We start from the raw sequence: 16,206 nt of genomic DNA, 5'->3' as shown, positions 1-16,206 counted from the left end.
AAGTTATCCCCTTCATTCTGTGGAAAATCACTGGATAACCAAAATTTTTCGTTGTGCCTGCAATGCCGAACGCCCGCGCAGCGGGGTGTCGGGACATTTTCCTGTTCGGATCGGCCATCGGGCCGACCGCAATGATCCACCGGGTTATCCCGTGCACAGATCGTTGACTTTGCAGCGGAATATCGGGTTATCCACAGATTTTCCGGACAACCGGCAACGATTTCGGCGTCAATCGAGGCCGCCAGCCATTCAGTGAATCGCGACTCGGTCGACCCCGTAATCTGCAAAACATTTTTTCATTCGCGCCAACGTAAGCACTGCTGGCGGACCGTCTCGTTGAGCGATTTTTCCTGTTTGAAAACGGTTCTCAACCACGAGGCGTCGTTCACGCGCGCCTGGGCCAGTGCGCCGATCTCGTCGAGCGCCGCGCGTGAACCGAGCGCGGCCGCATGCGGCGCGATCCGGTCGAGCGTGTCGAGGATGTCTTCGGCGATGGTACGGCGCTCACCCGTCTGAGGATTCACGCAGGTGCCCTCGAGCCCGAAGCGGCACGCCTCGAAACGGTTGAACGTGTAGACGAGGTAGTCGTCCTCCGACAGCTTCAGCGGCCGGTCGGTCAGCAGGTAGCGCGCGAGCGTCTGGATGTAGCAGGCGATCGCCGCCGCGCGGTCGACCGACAGCGGCGTGTCCATCACGCGCACCTCGATCGTCCCGTAGCCGGGTTTCGGGCGGATGTCCCAGTAGAAGTCCTTCATCGAGTTGACGACACCCGTGTTCACCATCTTCGTGAAGTACTCCTCGAAGCTGTCCCAGGTCAGCACGAACGGCGCGCGGCCCGACAGCGGGAACGCGAACACCGAATTCAGGCGTGCCGAATGGAAGCCGGTGTCGACGTTCTGCACGAACGGCGACGACGCGGACAGCGCGATGAAGTGCGGAATGAAGCGCGACATCGAGTGCAGCAGGAACAGCGCACTGTCGGGATCGGGACAGCCGATGTGCACGTGCTGGCCGAACACGGTGAACTGTTTGGCCAGATAACCGTACAGTTCGGAGATGTACTGGAAGCGCGGCGCATCGTAGATCTGCCGGTCGCTCCATTGCTGGAACGCATGCGTGCCGCCGCCGGCCAGCCCGACGTTGAGCTGGTCGGCCGCCTTCACGAGCACGTCGCGGATCGCGTGCAGCTCGCTCACCGCCTGCTCGTGCGAATGGCAGATGCCGGTCGACAGCTCGATCATGCTCTCGGTGATTTCCGGCGTGATGTTGCCCGGAAAGGTCTCGCCCTGGATCAGGCGCATCAGGTCGGATGCCGCTTTGGTCAGGTCGTAGTTGTGCGTGTTGACGACCTGGATCTCCAGTTCGACGCCGAACGTGAACGGCTCGGAATTGACGAAGGTTTCGAGTGCCATGGCAGGTTCCGGAATCAGTTGCTGTCGCTGCGCTCACCGACCGCCGACAGGCAGCGGTAGACGATGAACGGGCTGACGAGCTGCAGGATCACGATCGTGCACATCACGATCGCGCGCAGGTGCGGGTCGAAATTCGGATAGAGCTGGTAGGTGTCGTCGACGAGCAGGTACGACAGCGCGGACATCGGCGTGAGCGCGATGCCGAGCGCGATGCCCTGCTTCATCCCGATGCCGCTCGGCTTCGCGAACGCGACGACACCGGCCAGCTTCGCGACGAGCCGCGTGACGATCAGCACGATCGCGAGCAACCCGCCGAGCGCGATGTCGCCCCACGTGAACGACGTGAGCGTGAGCACGAACAGGACCACCGTCAGCAGCCAGCCGGCCGTGCCGAAATGCTCGGGCCACAGCTGCGGGCGGGCCTCGAGGTTCTTCACGATGATGCCGGCGAGCAGCAGCGTGAGCAGCGTCGACAGCTTCAGTGCCTGGGCCACCGCGATCGCGAGCATCACGAGCCCGAACAGCGCGACGAACGAATGCTCGTCACGCATCGTCGACGTCATGTGGCGGAACAGGAAATTGCACGAACGCGCGACGAGATACGCGACGATGAACGAACCGGCGAGCAGGTAGAGCGGCTGCAGGATCGTCGCGAAAACGTTGCCGTACGCTTCCTGGTGGAGCCAGCTCGTCACGAGCTTGGTCAGCACGATCGCATAGACGCTGTTGAGCGCGGTGAGCGTGATGAGTCGTTGCGACACCTGCCCTTCCGCGCGCAGTTCGGTCTTCAGCTGGATCACCATCGATGGCGAGGTCGCGATCGCGATCGCCGACAGCACGAGCGCGACCATCCCCGATACGCCGAGCGCCAGCATCACGAACAGCACCAGCACGAACGTCAGCGTGGCTTCGGCGAGGCTCGACGCGACGAGCCACGGATTGCGCCGGATCCAGCGCAGGTCGAGACGGCTGCCGAGCTCGAACAGCAACAGGCCGAGCGCGACGTCGATCAGCAGCCGCGAGGTTTCGTCGGTGCTTGCATCGATCACGCCGAATCCGAACGATCCGGCGACGAGACCGATCACCGCATAACCGGTGATGCGCGGCAGCCGCCATGCGCGATAGCACAGTTCGCCGCACAGGCCGGCCGCGAACAGCGCGAGCCCGGCCCAGAACACGGCATCCGGCGTAAGCGGCCAGTTGGGCAGGAATGAGAACGCCGACTTCATCGTGGTGACTTCTCCTTTGGAAGCGACCGCCAGCGACACAGGATCAAGCGTCAGAAATGGATGCGCGCCGGCTGGGTATCGCCCCGAATGTGATTGTTGTGTCGACGACGGCGGGACATGGGATCCGCCTGTTCCGCCACAGGGCGGAAAGTCGCTCAGGTTGCCGATCTGGATTGTCGGCCTGGTGTGTGAACGGACTGCGCAGTCTCGAAGATTCAGATTCGAAATCGTGCCGACCGTTCCATTGAAGCATGTCCGGCGCCTGGCCGGATGAACGCGAAGGAAACCGATTGTGCCACAGCTTTTTCGGTCTGGAACCCATTGATTCGACTCGCGGCGCTGTGCGACACCCCAGGTCTTTGGTTTCAAAGGTTTACTTGTATATATACGTAGTAGAAGTTAACAAGGCTCGCACAGTTCTGTGGATAACTTCGGTTTACGTCGACGGATCAAGGTGTTGGAGAGTCCATAACCCGTTGCACAGGCTGTTCGTGCACAGAAGTTTCGATTGAGCAACTTTCGGGCCGTTTCACAGCTGTGCCGAGTTGCCCAGTTTACGTCCACTGTGATTGCACACGAAGTGCGCGCGGATTCCGCGCGGTTATCCACAGCGTCGAGTGGATAACCTTGCGCGAAAAAATCGGGAAACTGTGATCGGCTCGGGTGGGCGGTCAGCCGGCCTGGCTGACGCGGCGCGCGCGCAATGCGCGGATCAGGAAGCGTGCGGGATCGACGGCATCGGCGAGTTCGCGTTCGAGCGGCCACGGCTCGCCTTCGAGTTGCGAGGCGATCAGTTCGGCGCCGAGTGCGGCCCATACGAGGCCGCGCGAACCGAAACCGAATGCGCCGTAGAGTCCGGGCATGCGCGGCAGGTCGCGCGCTTGCGCACCGCTCAGCGCGCGTGCCTTGGCGACGGCTCCCGCTTCGTCCGCGAGCGGGCCGATGAGCGGCAGACGATCGCCGACGACCCAGCGGAACGCAACGCGGCCGCGCAGCGTGCCTGGGTCCGGCACGTCGCCAATCAGGCCCGGCAGCAGATGGCGCACGCGCTCGAGGTTTTCGGCGTGACCGGCCGCGCGCATCGCGGGATCGACATCGTCGGGCTCGAACGTCGCGCCGATCAGCAGCGTGCCGTCGTCGAGCGGTACCGCGTAACCGTCGCCGATCGCCGGGCACGGCAGCGGTGCCGTGCTGCCGGGGGGCAGCAACGTGAGCTGGCCACGCACCGGTTGCAGTGCGACGTGCTGCAGCCCGGCGAGGCGCGCGGCATCGCCGGCATTCGCGAGCACGACGACGGGTGCTTCGGCCAGTGTGCCGCCCGCATCGTCGAGCGCATGCCATGCATCGCCCCGCCGTTCGAGTCGTGCCACGGCGGTGGACGCGAGCAAGCGCACGCGCTCGCCGGCCGCCTCGTACTGGGCCGCGCAAAGGCCGGCCGGCCAGACGGCGCCGCCGTGCGGAAACAGCAGGCCGCCGTGCGCGATCGGCAGGTTCAGATGGGCGCGCGCGGCATCGGCGTCGAGCAGCGATACGTAGTCGGACGGTGCGCCGAACGCATCGAAAGCATCACGCATCCGCGCGAAGTCGTCGGCCGATTCGGCGAGATGAATCATCCCGTGCGTGCTGCGCGCGAATGCATGGCCCGCGCGTTCGAGTGCGCGCCAGCGTGCGATCGCGTGCAGGAAGCCGCCGCGCGTGAGCCGGCTCGCGACGTTGTCGTCGCGCGTCATCAGCGGATGGAACACGCCGGCCGGATTGCCCGACGCCTCGCTCGCAATCCGGTCGTGCCGTTCGATCAGCGTGACCTCCCAGCCGCGCGCGGCGAGACGTTCGACGACCGCGCAGCCCGCCAGGCCCGCACCGATCACGATCGCGCGGCGTGCCGCAACGGGCAATGCGAGCGGCGGCTCGTGCCGCCGCGCGCGCCAGCGCGGCGCGTATTCGCCGACGAGCATCACGAACTTGCCGGCAAACCCGTCGACCTTGCGATACGTGAAACCCGCGTCGGTGAGCGCCTGTTTCACGACGCCCGAACTCGAATACGTCGCGAAGGTCGCGCCTTCGGCAGCGAGGCGTCCGAGTGCGCGGAACACGTCGGCCGACCACATGTCCGGGTTTTTCGCCGGCGCAAAACCGTCCAGATAAAACGCATCGGCACGTGCAACGAGTTTCGGCAGCATCTCGCGCGCGTCGCCGAATGCAAGCGTGAGCACGACCCGCCCGTCGTCGAATTCGAGCCGGTGCAAACCCGGCACGAGCGTCGGCCACGCATCGGCAAGCATCGCGGCTTCGGCCGACATGGTTGTGTTCGCAACGATATGGGAAAGCGCCTTGCGCAAGTCGTCGCGCGAGAACGGGTGCTTCTCGACCGACACGAAATGCAGCCGCTCGCAGCGTGCGGGATCCTCGCGCCACGCGGCCCAGGTCGCGAGGAAGTTGGCGCCCGTGCCGAACCCCGTCTCGACGATCGTGAACGTGCGGCGGCCTTGCCAGCGCGCCGGCAGCCGGTTGCCCGCGACGGACACGTAGTTCGCCTGCGCGAGCGCGCCCGCGACGTTGTGATAGATGTCGCCGAACTCGGGCGACACGAGCGTGCCGTCGTCGCGGATGGCGAGCGTGGCGGGAACAAGTCGGTCGGTCATGCGAAACAAAAAACGTGGCAGCCAAGCCTGGCAAGGGATTGCGCGGGGCCGTCCGTCCGTCCGTTGGAAAAAGCCAACGGGGCGGCGCATGGACGGACCGCGCTGCGTATCCTGTCCGGTTGGCGCTGGTCAAAAAATGGGCAGTCCGTGATTCATTCGGCGAAATACCGATGAAAATCTTTGAAACCCTTGTCGTTATTGGGTTTGCGCTGCGCTATCATAGCAACGCCGTACCGCGGGGTGGCCGCCGGCATACCGGAGGGCGCGTCGCGCGGGCCAGGATTCGGCGCTGTGTCGTCGGAGTCTGACTCTCGACGGCACGGTTCGCGCACGTATAATCGGCGCGTTCGCGCTGTTCGTGTCAACCTAACCTGATAAAGGAACCTTAATGAACAAACAGGAACTGATCGACGCCGTCGCCGCCCAAACCGGCGCCAGCAAGGCTCAAACCGGCGAAACGCTGGACACGCTGCTCGAAGTCATCAAGAAGGCCGTGTCGAAGGGTGATGCGGTTCAGCTGATCGGCTTCGGCAGCTTCGGTTCGGGCAAGCGCGCAGCACGTACGGGCCGCAACCCGAAGACGGGCGAAACCATCAAGATCCCGGCAGCCAAGACGGTCAAGTTCACGGCTGGCAAGGCGTTCAAGGACGCCGTCAACAAGCGTTAATCCAGCGCCTGTTCCAAGAAAAACCCGCCTTTCGGCGGGTTTTTTGTTGGGCGCGCGCGGCATTTTCGCCACAGTCCGCGCCCCTCTTGCAAGATTTAACGGTTGTTTTTACAACGCGTTACACGTGCACGATCTGCGTGTCGCCGTGATCGTCGTCGTCGTGCGAATCGATGTCCCACACCGGGAACGGATCGTCGAACGCGTGCCATCCCGCCGCGCCGAGCGCGAATTCCGCATCGGTCAGCAGGCACGCATCGAGTTTCTCGCGCCATGCATCCGCGTCGAGCGCGATGCCGATCAGCACGAGTTCCTGCCGGCGATCGCCCACCGCGCGATCGTCGAGATCGCCGTGCCATTCGGCGCGGATTTCCGCGAGCAGTTCGTCGTCGTCCGGCCATTCCGCGCGATCCTGCGCAGCCCACCACAGACCCGCCGGGCCATGCCGGCATACGCCGCCCGCCTGCGACAGCGAGCCCGCGATGTCGTTGCGCGTCGCGAGCCAGAAGAAGCCCTTGCTGCGCAGCACGCCCGGCCACTCCTGGTGCAGCAGCGCCCAGAGCCGTGCCGGATGAAACGGCCGGCGCGCGCGGTAAACAAAATTGCCGATGCCGAATTCGTCGGCTTCGCCGTGTACGTGCGCATGATGTTCGTCATGGCAGTCCGGGTCGTCGCAATGCGTGTGATCGTGGTCGAGCGATGCGAGCCAGCCCGGCGCGTTCGCGGCCTCGTCGAAATCGAAACGTCCCGTGTTCAGCACTTCGTCGAGCGGCACGTTGCCGAACGTCGACACGACCTGGTGTGCGCGCGGGTTGAGTCGCGCGAGGATGTGCTGCAGGCGTGCGAGTTCGTCGGCGCCGACGAGGTCGGCCTTGTTGATCACCAGCACGTCGCAGAATTCGATCTGCTCGATCAGCAGCTCGACGAGCGTGCGGTCGTCCTCTTCCGAGGCGGCGATGCCGCGGGTTGCGAGCGCGTCGTCCGAGCCGTAGTCGCGGAGGAAGTTGTACGCGTCGACCACGGTGACGAGCGTGTCGAGCCGCGCGATCGCGGACAGCGACGTGCCGTCGTCGTCGACGAACGTGAAGGTTTCGGCGATCGGCATCGGCTCCGCGATACCGGTCGATTCGATCATGATCGCATCGAAGCGGCCTTCGGATGCGAGGTTCCGGATCTCGACGAGCAGGTCGTCGCGCAGCGTGCAGCAGATGCAGCCGTTCGACATCTCGACGAGGCGTTCCTCGACGTGCGACAGCGCCTGCGCGTCGCGCACGAGCGATGCGTCGATGTTGACCGCTGCGAGATCGTTGACGATCACGGCGACTTTCAGGCCCGCGCGGTTCGCGAGGACATGGTTGAGCAGCGTGGTCTTGCCGGCGCCGAGGAAACCGGACAGCACGGTGACGGGCAACGGCTGGTTCATAGCCGGATTCATAGCGATACGCACCAACGGAAAAATTGAAAAAGCGGCCGCGGCGCCCTTCCGGGGCGCGATCGTCCCGCGGACGGGCGAAATTGCGGCGTGAGATCCGCATTGTGCATCAAACGCGCGCCGGCCGGCCGGTACGGCGTCAGGCCGCGCCGGGCCGTTGCGTCACTGCACGGGCGGCAACAGCTTCCATTGCGTCAGGATGGCGGCGATCTGCCGCGCGTACTTGTCGCGCAGCGACGGTGTTTCCGAATGATAGGCGCCGACCGCCTGCCACGTGTTGCCGTAGCGGTTCATCTTCTGCTTGAGATGCCACGCGGCGATGTAGACGTTCTTGCACGGCTCCATCAGCGTGTCGCGGCCGATCCCGTAGCGCGACAGCGTCGGCAGGTGGATCGAATTGATCTGCATCAGGCCGTAGTCGACCGAGCCGTTCGTGTTCTTGTTCAGCGCGCCGGGCCGGTTGCGCGACTCCTGCCACGCGATCGCGCGCAGGATCAGCGGATTGACCTGCTGATATTTTGCCGCCTCGTCGAAACAGTCCGCGCGAGCGTTCGCGCTGGCGAAACACGCGCCGGCGGCGATCAACGCAATCGAGGCGAACCGTCTGTTCATGGTGCGGTATCGATAATAAATTGCGCGAAGGTCGGGAAAACCCGTGCCTGTTATTCGTGCGATGAGAAACGCGCCGCCCGTATCATACCGACAGTCCGTCAGCTTGCGACATACAGGAATACGGCAGCCCGGTTATACCGCATTTCCGTGTCGGTTCATCGTGAAACGGGGGCGATGGCCGGGATGCAGAGCATAGCGCCGAACATTACATATTGCATACGGCTCGCAGAATACATGTCGTATGTGAGACAGTCCTCGGGTCAATGTGATATTTCGGACATGAAAAACTGCTAATGTCGCCTCTTTAGGACTTGGATCCCAGCACTACCGCCGGAAGTGGCCTGAGCCGGCATCGACCCATTCATCCATGACAAGAAATCGCTTCGTTATGCGGCGTGTCGCCACGACCCTGATCGTCGCCGGCATCATCGTTTCGCAGGCCGCCTACGCTCAGGTCACGCTCAACTTCGTGAATGCGGATATCGACCAGGTCGCCAAGGCGATCGGCGCCGCAACCGGCAAGACCATCATCGTCGACCCCCGTGTGAAGGGGCAGCTCAACCTCGTGGCCGAACGGCCGGTGCCGGAAGACCAGGCACTGAAGACATTGCAGTCGGCGCTGCGGATGCAGGGCTTCGCGCTCGTGCAGGATCACGGCGTGCTGAAGGTCGTGCCCGAGGCCGACGCGAAGCTGCAGGGCGTGCCGACCTACGTCGGCAACGCGCCGCAGGCGCGCGGCGACCAGGTGATCACGCAGGTATTCGAGCTGCACAACGAATCGGCGAACAACCTGCTGCCCGTGCTGCGGCCGCTGATCTCGCCGAACAACACGGTGACGGCCTACCCGGCGAACAACACGATCGTCGTCACCGACTACGCGGACAACGTGCGGCGCATCGCGCAGATCATCGCCGGCGTCGACAGCGCCGCGGGCGCGCAGGTGCAGGTCGTTCCGCTGCGCAACGCGAACGCGATCGACCTCGCCGCGCAGCTGCAGAAAATGCTCGACCCGGGCGCGATCGGCAACAGCGACGCGACGCTGAAGGTGTCGGTCACGGCCGACCCGCGCACCAACTCGCTGCTGCTGCGTGCGTCGAGCGCGTCGCGCCTCGCGGCCGCGAAGCGGCTCGTGCAGCAGCTCGACGCGCCGAGCGGGGTGCCCGGCAACATGCATGTCGTGCCGCTGCGCAATGCCGATGCGGTGAAGCTGGCGAAGACGCTGCGCGGCATGCTCGGCAAGGGGAGCGGCAGCGACAGCGGTTCGTCGGCATCGTCCAACGATGCGAACAGCTTCAACCAGAACGGCGGCTCGTCGTCGAGCGGCAACTTCTCGACCGGCACGTCGGGCACCCCGCCGCTGCCGTCGGGCGGCCTCGGTGGTTCGTCGTCCTCGTCGGGGTACGGCGGGTCGTCGGGCAGCGGCGGTGGTCTCGGCAGCGCCGGCCTGCTCGGCGGCGACAAGGACAAAGGCGACGACAACCAGCCGGGCGGCATGATCCAGGCCGACGCGGCGACCAACTCGCTGATCATCACCGCGTCGGATCCGGTGTACCGGAACCTGCGCTCGGTGATCGACCAGCTCGACGCGCGGCGCGCGCAGGTCTATATCGAGGCGCTGATCGTCGAGCTGAACTCGAATACGTCCGGCAACCTCGGTATCCAGTGGCAGGTCGCGAGCGGCCAGTTTCTCGGCGGCACGAACCTGAACCCCACTGGCGGTCTGGGCAACAGCATCGTCAACCTGACGGCGGGCGGCGTGGCCAACGCCGCCGGCGGCATCACCGGCGGCGGGCTGGTCAACAATCTCGGGGCGCTGAGCCAGGGGCTCAACATCGGCTGGCTGCACAACATGTTCGGTGTGCAGGGGCTCGGCGCATTGCTGCAGTATTTCGCGGGCGTGAGCGACGCGAACGTGCTGTCGACACCGAACCTGATCACGCTCGACAACGAGGAAGCGAAGATCGTCGTCGGCCAGAACGTGCCGATCGCGACGGGTTCGTATTCGAACCTGACGAGCGGCAACACGAACAACGCGTTCAACACCTACGACCGTCGCGACGTCGGCCTGACGCTGCACGTGAAGCCGCAGATCACCGACGGCGGGATCCTCAAGCTGCAGCTCTATACCGAGGATTCGGCGGTGGTCGCCGGCACGACCAGCGCGCAGACCGGCCCGACCTTCACGAAGCGCTCGATCCAGTCGACGATCCTGGCCGACAACGGCGAGATCATCGTGCTCGGCGGCCTGATGCAGGACAACTACCAGGTGTCGAACAGCAAGGTGCCGCTGCTCGGCGACATCCCGTGGATCGGCCAGTTGTTCCGCTCCGAAACGAAGCTTCGCTCGAAAACCAACCTGATGGTATTCCTGCGCCCGGTGATCATCTCCGATCGCAGTACCGCGCAGGAAGTGACGGCCAATCGCTACGACTACATCCAGGGCGTGACGGGCGCATACAAGTCGGACAACAACGTGATGCGCGACAAGGACGATCCGGTCGTCCCGCCGATGCCGATCGGCCCGAGCCAGGGTGGCACGGCCGCGGGCAACCTGTTCGATCTCGACAAGATGCGTCGCCAGCAGCTGCAGCGCCAGGTGGTGCCGGTGCCGGCCCAGCCGTTGCCGGAGGCGACGCCCGCGCAGCCGCAGAGCGTGCCGCAGCAGGCGGTGCCGCAACAGCCGCTGACCGCCACGCCGGGAGCCTCGCAGTGAGCGACGTGCTCGCCTCTTCCGCCCACGACGGCGCGCCGGGCGAACGCCAGCCGCCGTCGCCGCTCGCCGCGCGGCTGCTGCCGTACGGCTTCGCGAAGAGCGGCCAGGTGCTGATCGCGCACCAGCTCGACGATACGCTCGAGGTGTGGATCAGCGAACGCACGAGCGATGCCGCGCTCGCGGAGATCGCGCGCAACTTCGGCTCGATCTCCGTGCGTCGCGTGCCGGCCGACGAGCTCGCGCAGGCGATCAACCACGCGTACGCGCGCCAGGACGGCAGCGCCGCGCAGGTGGTCGGCGAGGTCGAAGGCGAAGTCGACCTGTCGCGGCTGATGCAGGACATCCCCGAGGTCGAGGATCTGCTCGAATCGGAAGACGATGCGCCGATCATCCGGATGATCAACGCGCTGCTCACGCAAGCGGCGCGCGAACAGGCGTCGGACATCCACATCGAGCCGTTCGAGAACGCCTCCGTCGTGCGGTTTCGCGTCGACGGCACGCTGCGTGACGTCGTGCGGCCGAAGAAGGCGCTGCACGGTGCGCTGATCTCGCGGATCAAGATCATGGCGCAGCTCGACATCGCGGAGAAGCGCCTGCCGCAGGACGGCCGCATCACGCTGCGTGTCGGCGGCCGGCCGGTGGACGTGCGCGTGTCGACGCTGCCGACGGGCCACGGCGAGCGTGCGGTGCTGCGTCTGCTGGAAAAGGATGCGCAGCGGCTGAACCTCGAAGCGCTCGGGATGGGCCGCGACACGCTCGTCCAGTTCGACAAGCTGATCGCGCGCCCGCACGGCATCGTGCTCGTCACGGGCCCGACCGGTTCGGGCAAGACGACCACGCTGTATGCGTCGATGTCGCGGCTCGAAACCGCGACGACCAACATCATGACCGTCGAGGACCCGATCGAATACGACCTCGGCGGCATCGGCCAGACGCAGGTGAACGAGCGGATCGGGATGACCTTTGCCCGTGCGCTGCGCTCGATCCTGCGCCAGGATCCGGACGTGATCATGATCGGCGAGATCCGCGACCTCGAAACCGCGCAGATCGCGGTGCAGGCGTCGCTGACGGGCCACCTCGTGCTCGCGACGCTGCACACGAACGATGCGGCATCGGCCGTCACGCGTCTGACCGACATGGGCGTCGAACCCTACCTGCTCGCGTCGTCGCTGCTCGGCGTGCTCGCGCAGCGGCTCGTGCGCCAGCTCTGCCCCGTCTGCAAGGAAGAACGCCAGGAAGAAGGCCGCACCGTGTGGCATCCGGTCGGCTGCGACAAGTGCGGGCATTCGGGTTATGCGGGCCGGCGCGGGGTATACGAACTGCTGCTGGTCGACGAGTCGATCCGCTCGCTGATCCACCGCAACGCGGCCGACGCGGAGATTCTCGCCGCCGGTCGTGCGGAAGGGATGCGCACGCTGCGCGACGACGCCGAGCGCTGGCTCGCGTCCGGCGCGACGTCGCTCGAGGAAGTATTGCGCGTGACGGGAGGCGCATAGCGCGATGCCGGCATTCCGTTTCGAAGCAATCGATTCGGCGGGACGCGCGCAGAAGGGCGTCATCGACGCCGACAGCGCGCGTGCCGCGCGCGGCCAGCTGCGCACGCAGGGGCTGACGCCGCTCGTCGTCGAGCCGGCCGCCAGCGCGACGCGCGGGGCGCGGTCGCAGCGGCTCGCGTTCGGCCGCAAGCTGTCGCAGCGCGAACAGGCGATCCTCACGCGCCAGCTCGCGAGCCTGCTGATCGCAGGGCTGCCGCTCGACGAGGCGCTCGGCGTGCTGACCGAGCAGGCCGAGCGCGACTACATCCGCGAACTGATGGCCGCGATCCGCGCGGAAGTGCTGGGCGGCCATTCGCTTGCGAATGCGCTGGGCCAGCATCCGCGCGACTTCCCCGAAATCTATCGCGCGCTCGTCGCGGCCGGCGAGCACACCGGCAAGCTCGGCATCGTGCTGTCGCGCCTCGCCGACTACATCGAGCAAAGCAACGCGCTGAAGCAGAAGATCCTGCTGGCGTTCACGTATCCGGGGATCGTCACGCTGATCGCATTCGGCATCGTCACGTTCCTGCTGAGCTATGTCGTGCCCCAGGTCGTCAACGTGTTCGCGAGCACGAAGCAGCAGCTGCCCGTGCTGACGATCGTGATGATGGCGCTGTCGGATTTCGTGCGGCACTGGTGGTGGGCGATCCTGATCGCGGTCGTGCTCGTCGTGTGGTTCGTGAAGGCGACGCTGTCGCGTGACGGCCCGCGGCTGCGCTTCGACCGCTGGGTGCTGACCGCGCCGCTCGCGGGCAAGCTCGTGCGCGGCTACAACACGGTGCGGTTCGCGAGCACGCTCGGCATCCTCACCGCGGCGGGCGTGCCGATTCTGCGCGCGTTGCAGGCGGCCGGCGAGACGCTGTCGAACCGCGCGATGCGCGCGAACATCGACGATGCGATCGTGCGCGTGCGCGAAGGCTCCGCGCTGTCGCGCGCGCTGAACAACGTGAAGACGTTTCCGCCGGTGCTCGTGCACCTGATCCGTTCCGGCGAAGCGACGGGCGACGTGACGACGATGCTGGATCGCGCGGCCGAAGGCGAAGCGCGCGAGCTCGAGCGCCGCACGATGTTCCTGACGAGCCTGCTCGAGCCGCTCCTGATCCTGGCGATGGGCGGCATCGTGCTCGTGATCGTGCTGGCCGTGATGCTGCCGATCATCGAGCTGAACAACATGGTGCAGTAACGGCCCGACAGTCGATCAGGCCGCGACCGTTCAGCGCATGTAGATCGCGGGGGACGGCGTGTTCGCCGGCAGCTGGATTTCGGCGCGGGCGCCGTTGCGGTCGACGACGATCGAGCGGGGGCGGACTTCGGCGAGCTTCGCGCCGGGCGTGACCTCCGCACCGAGCGACACGGCGCGCGGCGGTTCGCCGCCGACGCCGACGATCGCGGCGGCACCGCGATCGAGCGAGAGGATGCCGAACAGGTGGATGTCCTGCACGGGATTCTTGTCGAGCTGACCGCCGAAGAGCGCCGCGGCGTCCTCGGTACGGATCGGCAGCCGCGCGGCGGCGGCGGGCAGCGGCGCTTCACGGGCTGACAGCGTGACGACCCAGTAGGTGGCCGTCGCGCACAAACCCGCGAAGAGGGCTAGGGAGAGGATCCGGATCGAGAGCGCGTTCATGCGCGCTATTGTACGGATCTATGTGAAATTTGCGTTGGGTGAAAGCCCTCGGCAATGCGCGCCTTACAATGCGTGCTCCGCGCCCGCGGGTCCGGAAGGTTGCCGTCAGGCAATCGTCCGGTGCACCGGGTGCGTCACCCAACCAACGACATTTTTTGGAAAGAGGTAGTCAGTCATGCAAACGTGGATCACTCGCCGCAACGCGGCCGTGCGTCGTCAGCGCGGTTTCACGCTGATCGAGATCATGGTGGTGGTCGCGATCCTCGGGATCCTGGCGGCGCTGATCGTGCCGAAGATCATGAGCCGCCCGGACGAGGCGCGCCGCATCGCCGCGAAACAGGACATCGGCACGATCATGCAGGCGCTCAAGCTGTACCGTCTCGACAACGGCCGCTACCCGACCCAGGATCAGGGCCTGAACGCACTGATCCAGAAGCCGTCCACCGATCCGATCCCGAACAACTGGAAAGACGGCGGTTATCTTGAGCGCCTGCCGAACGATCCGTGGGGCAACGGGTACAAGTACCTGAACCCGGGCGTGCACGGCGAGATCGACGTGTTCAGCTACGGCGCCGACGGCAAGGAAGGCGGCGAAGGCAACGATACCGACATCGGTTCGTGGCAATAAGCGCTCACTGACCGGCCCGACGCTTCGTTCCCGTTCTTCATGCTCGCCATTCGCACGACCTCCCGCTGCGGTCGCGACCGCCGTGTGCGTCGCGGCGCGGCTTCGTCCGTGCCGGCGCGTGCCGACGGCGGGCCGACGAAGCACGGTGCGCGGCGGCGTCGCACGCGCGGCTTCACGCTGCTCGAAATGCTGGTCGTGCTCGTGATCGCGGGCCTGCTCGTGTCGCTCGCGTCGCTGTCGCTCACGCGCAATCCGCGTACCGACCTGCGCGAGGAAGCGCAGCGCATCGCGCTGCTGTTCGAGACCGCCGGCGACGAGGCGCAGGTGCGTGCCCGCCCGATCGCGTGGCAGCCGACCGAACACGGCTTCCGTTTCGACGTGAGCTCGCCCGACGGCTGGCGCACGCTGCGCGACGACCTGCTGCGCCCGCGTGACTGGGACGGCGGCGTCACGGGCGCCGACATCGACTATCCGGGGTCCGACACGCGCGCGAGCCGCGTCGTGTTCGGCACCGAGAGCATCGACACGCCGGTGCGCGTGACGCTGCATTCGGCCGCCGGCAGCGCGACGATCGTCGGCACCGGCAACGGCCGCTACGAGGTGCAATGACGATGCGTCGTCGCCTGCCCTTCCCCGTTGCTTCATCGCACCGCCATGCCCCAACGGGACTTCATGCGCGGCGCGGTTTCACGATGATCGAGGTGCTGGTCGCGCTCGCGATCATCGCGGTCGCGCTCGCCGCGTCGATCCGCGCGGTCGGGACGATGGCGACCAACGCCTCCGATCTCCATCGCCGGCTGCTCGCCGGCTGGAGCGCCGACAACGCGCTCGCGCAGATGCGGCTCACGCATGCGTGGCCGGAGATCGGCGAGCAGAGTTTCGACTGCTCGCAAGGCAACGTGCAGCTCGTCTGCACGCAGCGCGTGAGCACCACGCCCAACCCGGTGTTCCGGCGCGTCCGGATTTCGGTGAGCACGCCCGGGCAGGCCGGCGTGCTCGCGCAGATGGTGACGGTGGTCGCGAATGAAACCAGCCGTCCGCTCTGACGCGCCGATGCGACGCCCGTTCGCCCGCCCCGCCCGCGGCTTCACGCTGATCGAGCTGATGATCGCGATCGCGATCCTCGCGGTGGTCGCGATCCTCGCGTGGCGCGGGCTCGACCAGATCATGCGCGGTCGCGACAAGGTCGCGGCCGCGATGGAAGACGAACGCGTGTTCGCGCAGATGTTCGACCAGATGCGCATCGACGCGCGGCTCGCCGCGACCGACGACGAAGCCGGCCAGCCGGCGATCGGCGTCGCCGGCAACACGCTGCAGATCGTCCGCGAACTCGAGGTGCCGGGCGTCGCGCCGCGGCTGCAGGTGGTCCGTTACCGGATCGCCGGCGGGCGGGTCGTGCGCTACGCGTCGCCGCCGATCGACGACGCGAACCGGCTGCGCGGCATGCTGAAGGACAGCAGCGTCGAAGGCTGGAGCTGGGTCGCGCTGATGGGCGGCGTCGGCGCGATCGACGCGAAGCTGTACGTGCCGCGCGTGGGCTGGACCACCAACCTGCAGACGGCCGACGACGCGCTCGCGCAGAACAACGATGCGCTCAAGGTGCCGCAGCTCGGCAATGCGCCGCCGACGCGCGCGGTGACGGGGCTGCAGGTCAGCATCGGTGCGACGTCGCTGCGCGTGCCGGTCACGCGCATCTTCCTCGTCGGGGAATGACG

The 16,206-nt window shown here is 66.2% G+C and carries 14 protein-coding genes; 8 read left to right on the top strand and 6 right to left on the bottom strand.

Translation table 11 applies throughout. The features are described 5' to 3' along the window. Window positions 1-296: 296 nt before the first annotated feature. From PQB87_RS00480 to mnmC, 3 genes are all read right to left on the bottom strand, one after another. A complete protein-coding gene (locus PQB87_RS00480) occupies window positions 297-1,412 on the bottom strand; it encodes a YbdK family carboxylate-amine ligase (protein ID WP_021160413.1) in 1,116 nt (371 codons plus the stop codon). 14 nt (window positions 1,413-1,426) lie between these two features. Continuing rightward, complete coding sequence (locus PQB87_RS00475) at window positions 1,427-2,641, bottom strand: cation:proton antiporter (RefSeq protein ID WP_027788731.1); 1,215 nt, start codon at window positions 2,639-2,641, stop codon at window positions 1,427-1,429. A gap of 671 nt (window positions 2,642-3,312) precedes the next feature. Then, a complete protein-coding gene (gene mnmC, locus PQB87_RS00470) occupies window positions 3,313-5,283 on the bottom strand; it encodes a bifunctional tRNA (5-methylaminomethyl-2-thiouridine)(34)-methyltransferase MnmC2/FAD-dependent 5-carboxymethylaminomethyl-2-thiouridine(34) oxidoreductase MnmC1 (protein ID WP_489242447.1) in 1,971 nt (656 codons plus the stop codon). A gap of 388 nt (window positions 5,284-5,671) precedes the next feature. Here mnmC and PQB87_RS00465 point away from each other — a divergent pair, with 388 nt between their 5' ends. Further along, a complete protein-coding gene (locus PQB87_RS00465; protein WP_006401505.1) occupies window positions 5,672-5,950 on the top strand; it encodes an HU family DNA-binding protein in 279 nt (92 codons plus the stop codon). Window positions 5,951-6,068: 118 nt separating this feature from the next. Here PQB87_RS00465 and PQB87_RS00460 read toward each other — a convergent pair whose 3' ends face one another. Together PQB87_RS00460 and PQB87_RS00455 are read right to left on the bottom strand one after the other, a co-directional pair. After that, on the bottom strand, window positions 6,069-7,382 hold the full coding sequence (locus PQB87_RS00460; protein WP_027788733.1) for a GTP-binding protein: 1,314 nt from the start codon (window positions 7,380-7,382) through the stop codon (window positions 6,069-6,071). A gap of 159 nt (window positions 7,383-7,541) precedes the next feature. After that, window positions 7,542-7,991: a lytic transglycosylase domain-containing protein gene (locus PQB87_RS00455; RefSeq protein ID WP_027788734.1), complete on the bottom strand. Its 450-nt coding sequence runs from the start codon at window positions 7,989-7,991 to the stop codon at window positions 7,542-7,544. Between the two features lie 367 nt (window positions 7,992-8,358). Between PQB87_RS00455 and gspD the strand changes: the two genes are divergently transcribed. From gspD to gspF, 3 genes are read left to right on the top strand one after another with little or no spacing between them, the layout of a single operon-like run. Then, on the top strand, window positions 8,359-10,704 hold the full coding sequence (gspD, locus tag PQB87_RS00450) for a type II secretion system secretin GspD (protein WP_489242446.1): 2,346 nt from the start codon (window positions 8,359-8,361) through the stop codon (window positions 10,702-10,704). Further along, window positions 10,701-12,200 (top strand): type II secretion system ATPase GspE, encoded by a 1,500-nt coding sequence (gspE, locus tag PQB87_RS00445; RefSeq protein ID WP_489242445.1) that lies wholly within the window; start codon window positions 10,701-10,703, stop codon window positions 12,198-12,200. The genes gspD and gspE overlap by 4 nt, the downstream gene beginning before the upstream one ends. Before the next feature lie 4 nt (window positions 12,201-12,204). Further along, window positions 12,205-13,422, top strand: a complete 1,218-nt coding sequence (gene gspF, locus PQB87_RS00440) for a type II secretion system inner membrane protein GspF (RefSeq protein WP_021160406.1) — start codon at window positions 12,205-12,207, stop codon at window positions 13,420-13,422. Window positions 13,423-13,452: 30 nt separating this feature from the next. Here gspF and PQB87_RS00435 read toward each other — a convergent pair whose 3' ends face one another. After that, window positions 13,453-13,863: a type II secretion system protein N gene (locus PQB87_RS00435; RefSeq protein ID WP_027788737.1), complete on the bottom strand. Its 411-nt coding sequence runs from the start codon at window positions 13,861-13,863 to the stop codon at window positions 13,453-13,455. 175 nt (window positions 13,864-14,038) lie between these two features. Between PQB87_RS00435 and gspG the strand changes: the two genes are divergently transcribed. From gspG to PQB87_RS00415, 4 genes are read left to right on the top strand one after another with little or no spacing between them, the layout of a single operon-like run. Then, window positions 14,039-14,491 (top strand): type II secretion system major pseudopilin GspG, encoded by a 453-nt coding sequence (gene gspG, locus PQB87_RS00430; RefSeq protein WP_011350483.1) that lies wholly within the window; start codon window positions 14,039-14,041, stop codon window positions 14,489-14,491. 39 nt (window positions 14,492-14,530) lie between these two features. After that, a complete protein-coding gene (locus tag PQB87_RS00425; RefSeq protein ID WP_060062249.1) occupies window positions 14,531-15,100 on the top strand; it encodes a GspH/FimT family pseudopilin in 570 nt (189 codons plus the stop codon). Between the two features lie 2 nt (window positions 15,101-15,102). Next, window positions 15,103-15,537, top strand: coding sequence for a type II secretion system minor pseudopilin GspI (gene gspI, locus PQB87_RS00420; protein ID WP_027788740.1), 435 nt, complete (start codon window positions 15,103-15,105; stop codon window positions 15,535-15,537). Further along, window positions 15,515-16,204, top strand: a complete 690-nt coding sequence (locus tag PQB87_RS00415; protein ID WP_080982182.1) for a PulJ/GspJ family protein — start codon at window positions 15,515-15,517, stop codon at window positions 16,202-16,204. Before gspI ends, PQB87_RS00415 begins: the two co-directional genes overlap by 23 nt. Window positions 16,205-16,206: the final 2 nt, after the last annotated feature.

It is taken from the genome of Burkholderia sp. KL41, assembly GCF_057005415.2.
Note: the sequence above shows the minus strand (reverse complement) of the source record. Positions and strands in the feature narration are given on the sequence as shown.

Bases quoted from the DNA above. Each gene is read 5' to 3' on its own strand.
- PQB87_RS00460 (WP_027788733.1), bottom strand. From the start codon at position 7,382: ATGAATCCGGCTATGAACCAGCCGTTGCCCGTCACCGTGCTGTCCGGT.
- gspD (WP_489242446.1), top strand. From the start codon at position 8,359: ATGACAAGAAATCGCTTCGTTATGCGGCGTGTCGCCACGACCCTGATC.
- PQB87_RS00415 (WP_080982182.1), top strand. From the start codon at position 15,515: ATGAAACCAGCCGTCCGCTCTGACGCGCCGATGCGACGCCCGTTCGCC.
- mnmC (WP_489242447.1), bottom strand. From the start codon at position 5,283: ATGACCGACCGACTTGTTCCCGCCACGCTCGCCATCCGCGACGACGGC.
- gspF (WP_021160406.1), top strand. From the start codon at position 12,205: ATGCCGGCATTCCGTTTCGAAGCAATCGATTCGGCGGGACGCGCGCAG.
- PQB87_RS00465 (WP_006401505.1), top strand. From the start codon at position 5,672: ATGAACAAACAGGAACTGATCGACGCCGTCGCCGCCCAAACCGGCGCC.
- PQB87_RS00435 (WP_027788737.1), bottom strand. From the start codon at position 13,863: ATGAACGCGCTCTCGATCCGGATCCTCTCCCTAGCCCTCTTCGCGGGT.
- PQB87_RS00455 (WP_027788734.1), bottom strand. From the start codon at position 7,991: ATGAACAGACGGTTCGCCTCGATTGCGTTGATCGCCGCCGGCGCGTGT.
- PQB87_RS00475 (WP_027788731.1), bottom strand. From the start codon at position 2,641: ATGAAGTCGGCGTTCTCATTCCTGCCCAACTGGCCGCTTACGCCGGAT.
- gspG (WP_011350483.1), top strand. From the start codon at position 14,039: ATGCAAACGTGGATCACTCGCCGCAACGCGGCCGTGCGTCGTCAGCGC.
- gspI (WP_027788740.1), top strand. From the start codon at position 15,103: ATGCGTCGTCGCCTGCCCTTCCCCGTTGCTTCATCGCACCGCCATGCC.
- PQB87_RS00480 (WP_021160413.1), bottom strand. From the start codon at position 1,412: ATGGCACTCGAAACCTTCGTCAATTCCGAGCCGTTCACGTTCGGCGTC.
- PQB87_RS00425 (WP_060062249.1), top strand. From the start codon at position 14,531: ATGCTCGCCATTCGCACGACCTCCCGCTGCGGTCGCGACCGCCGTGTG.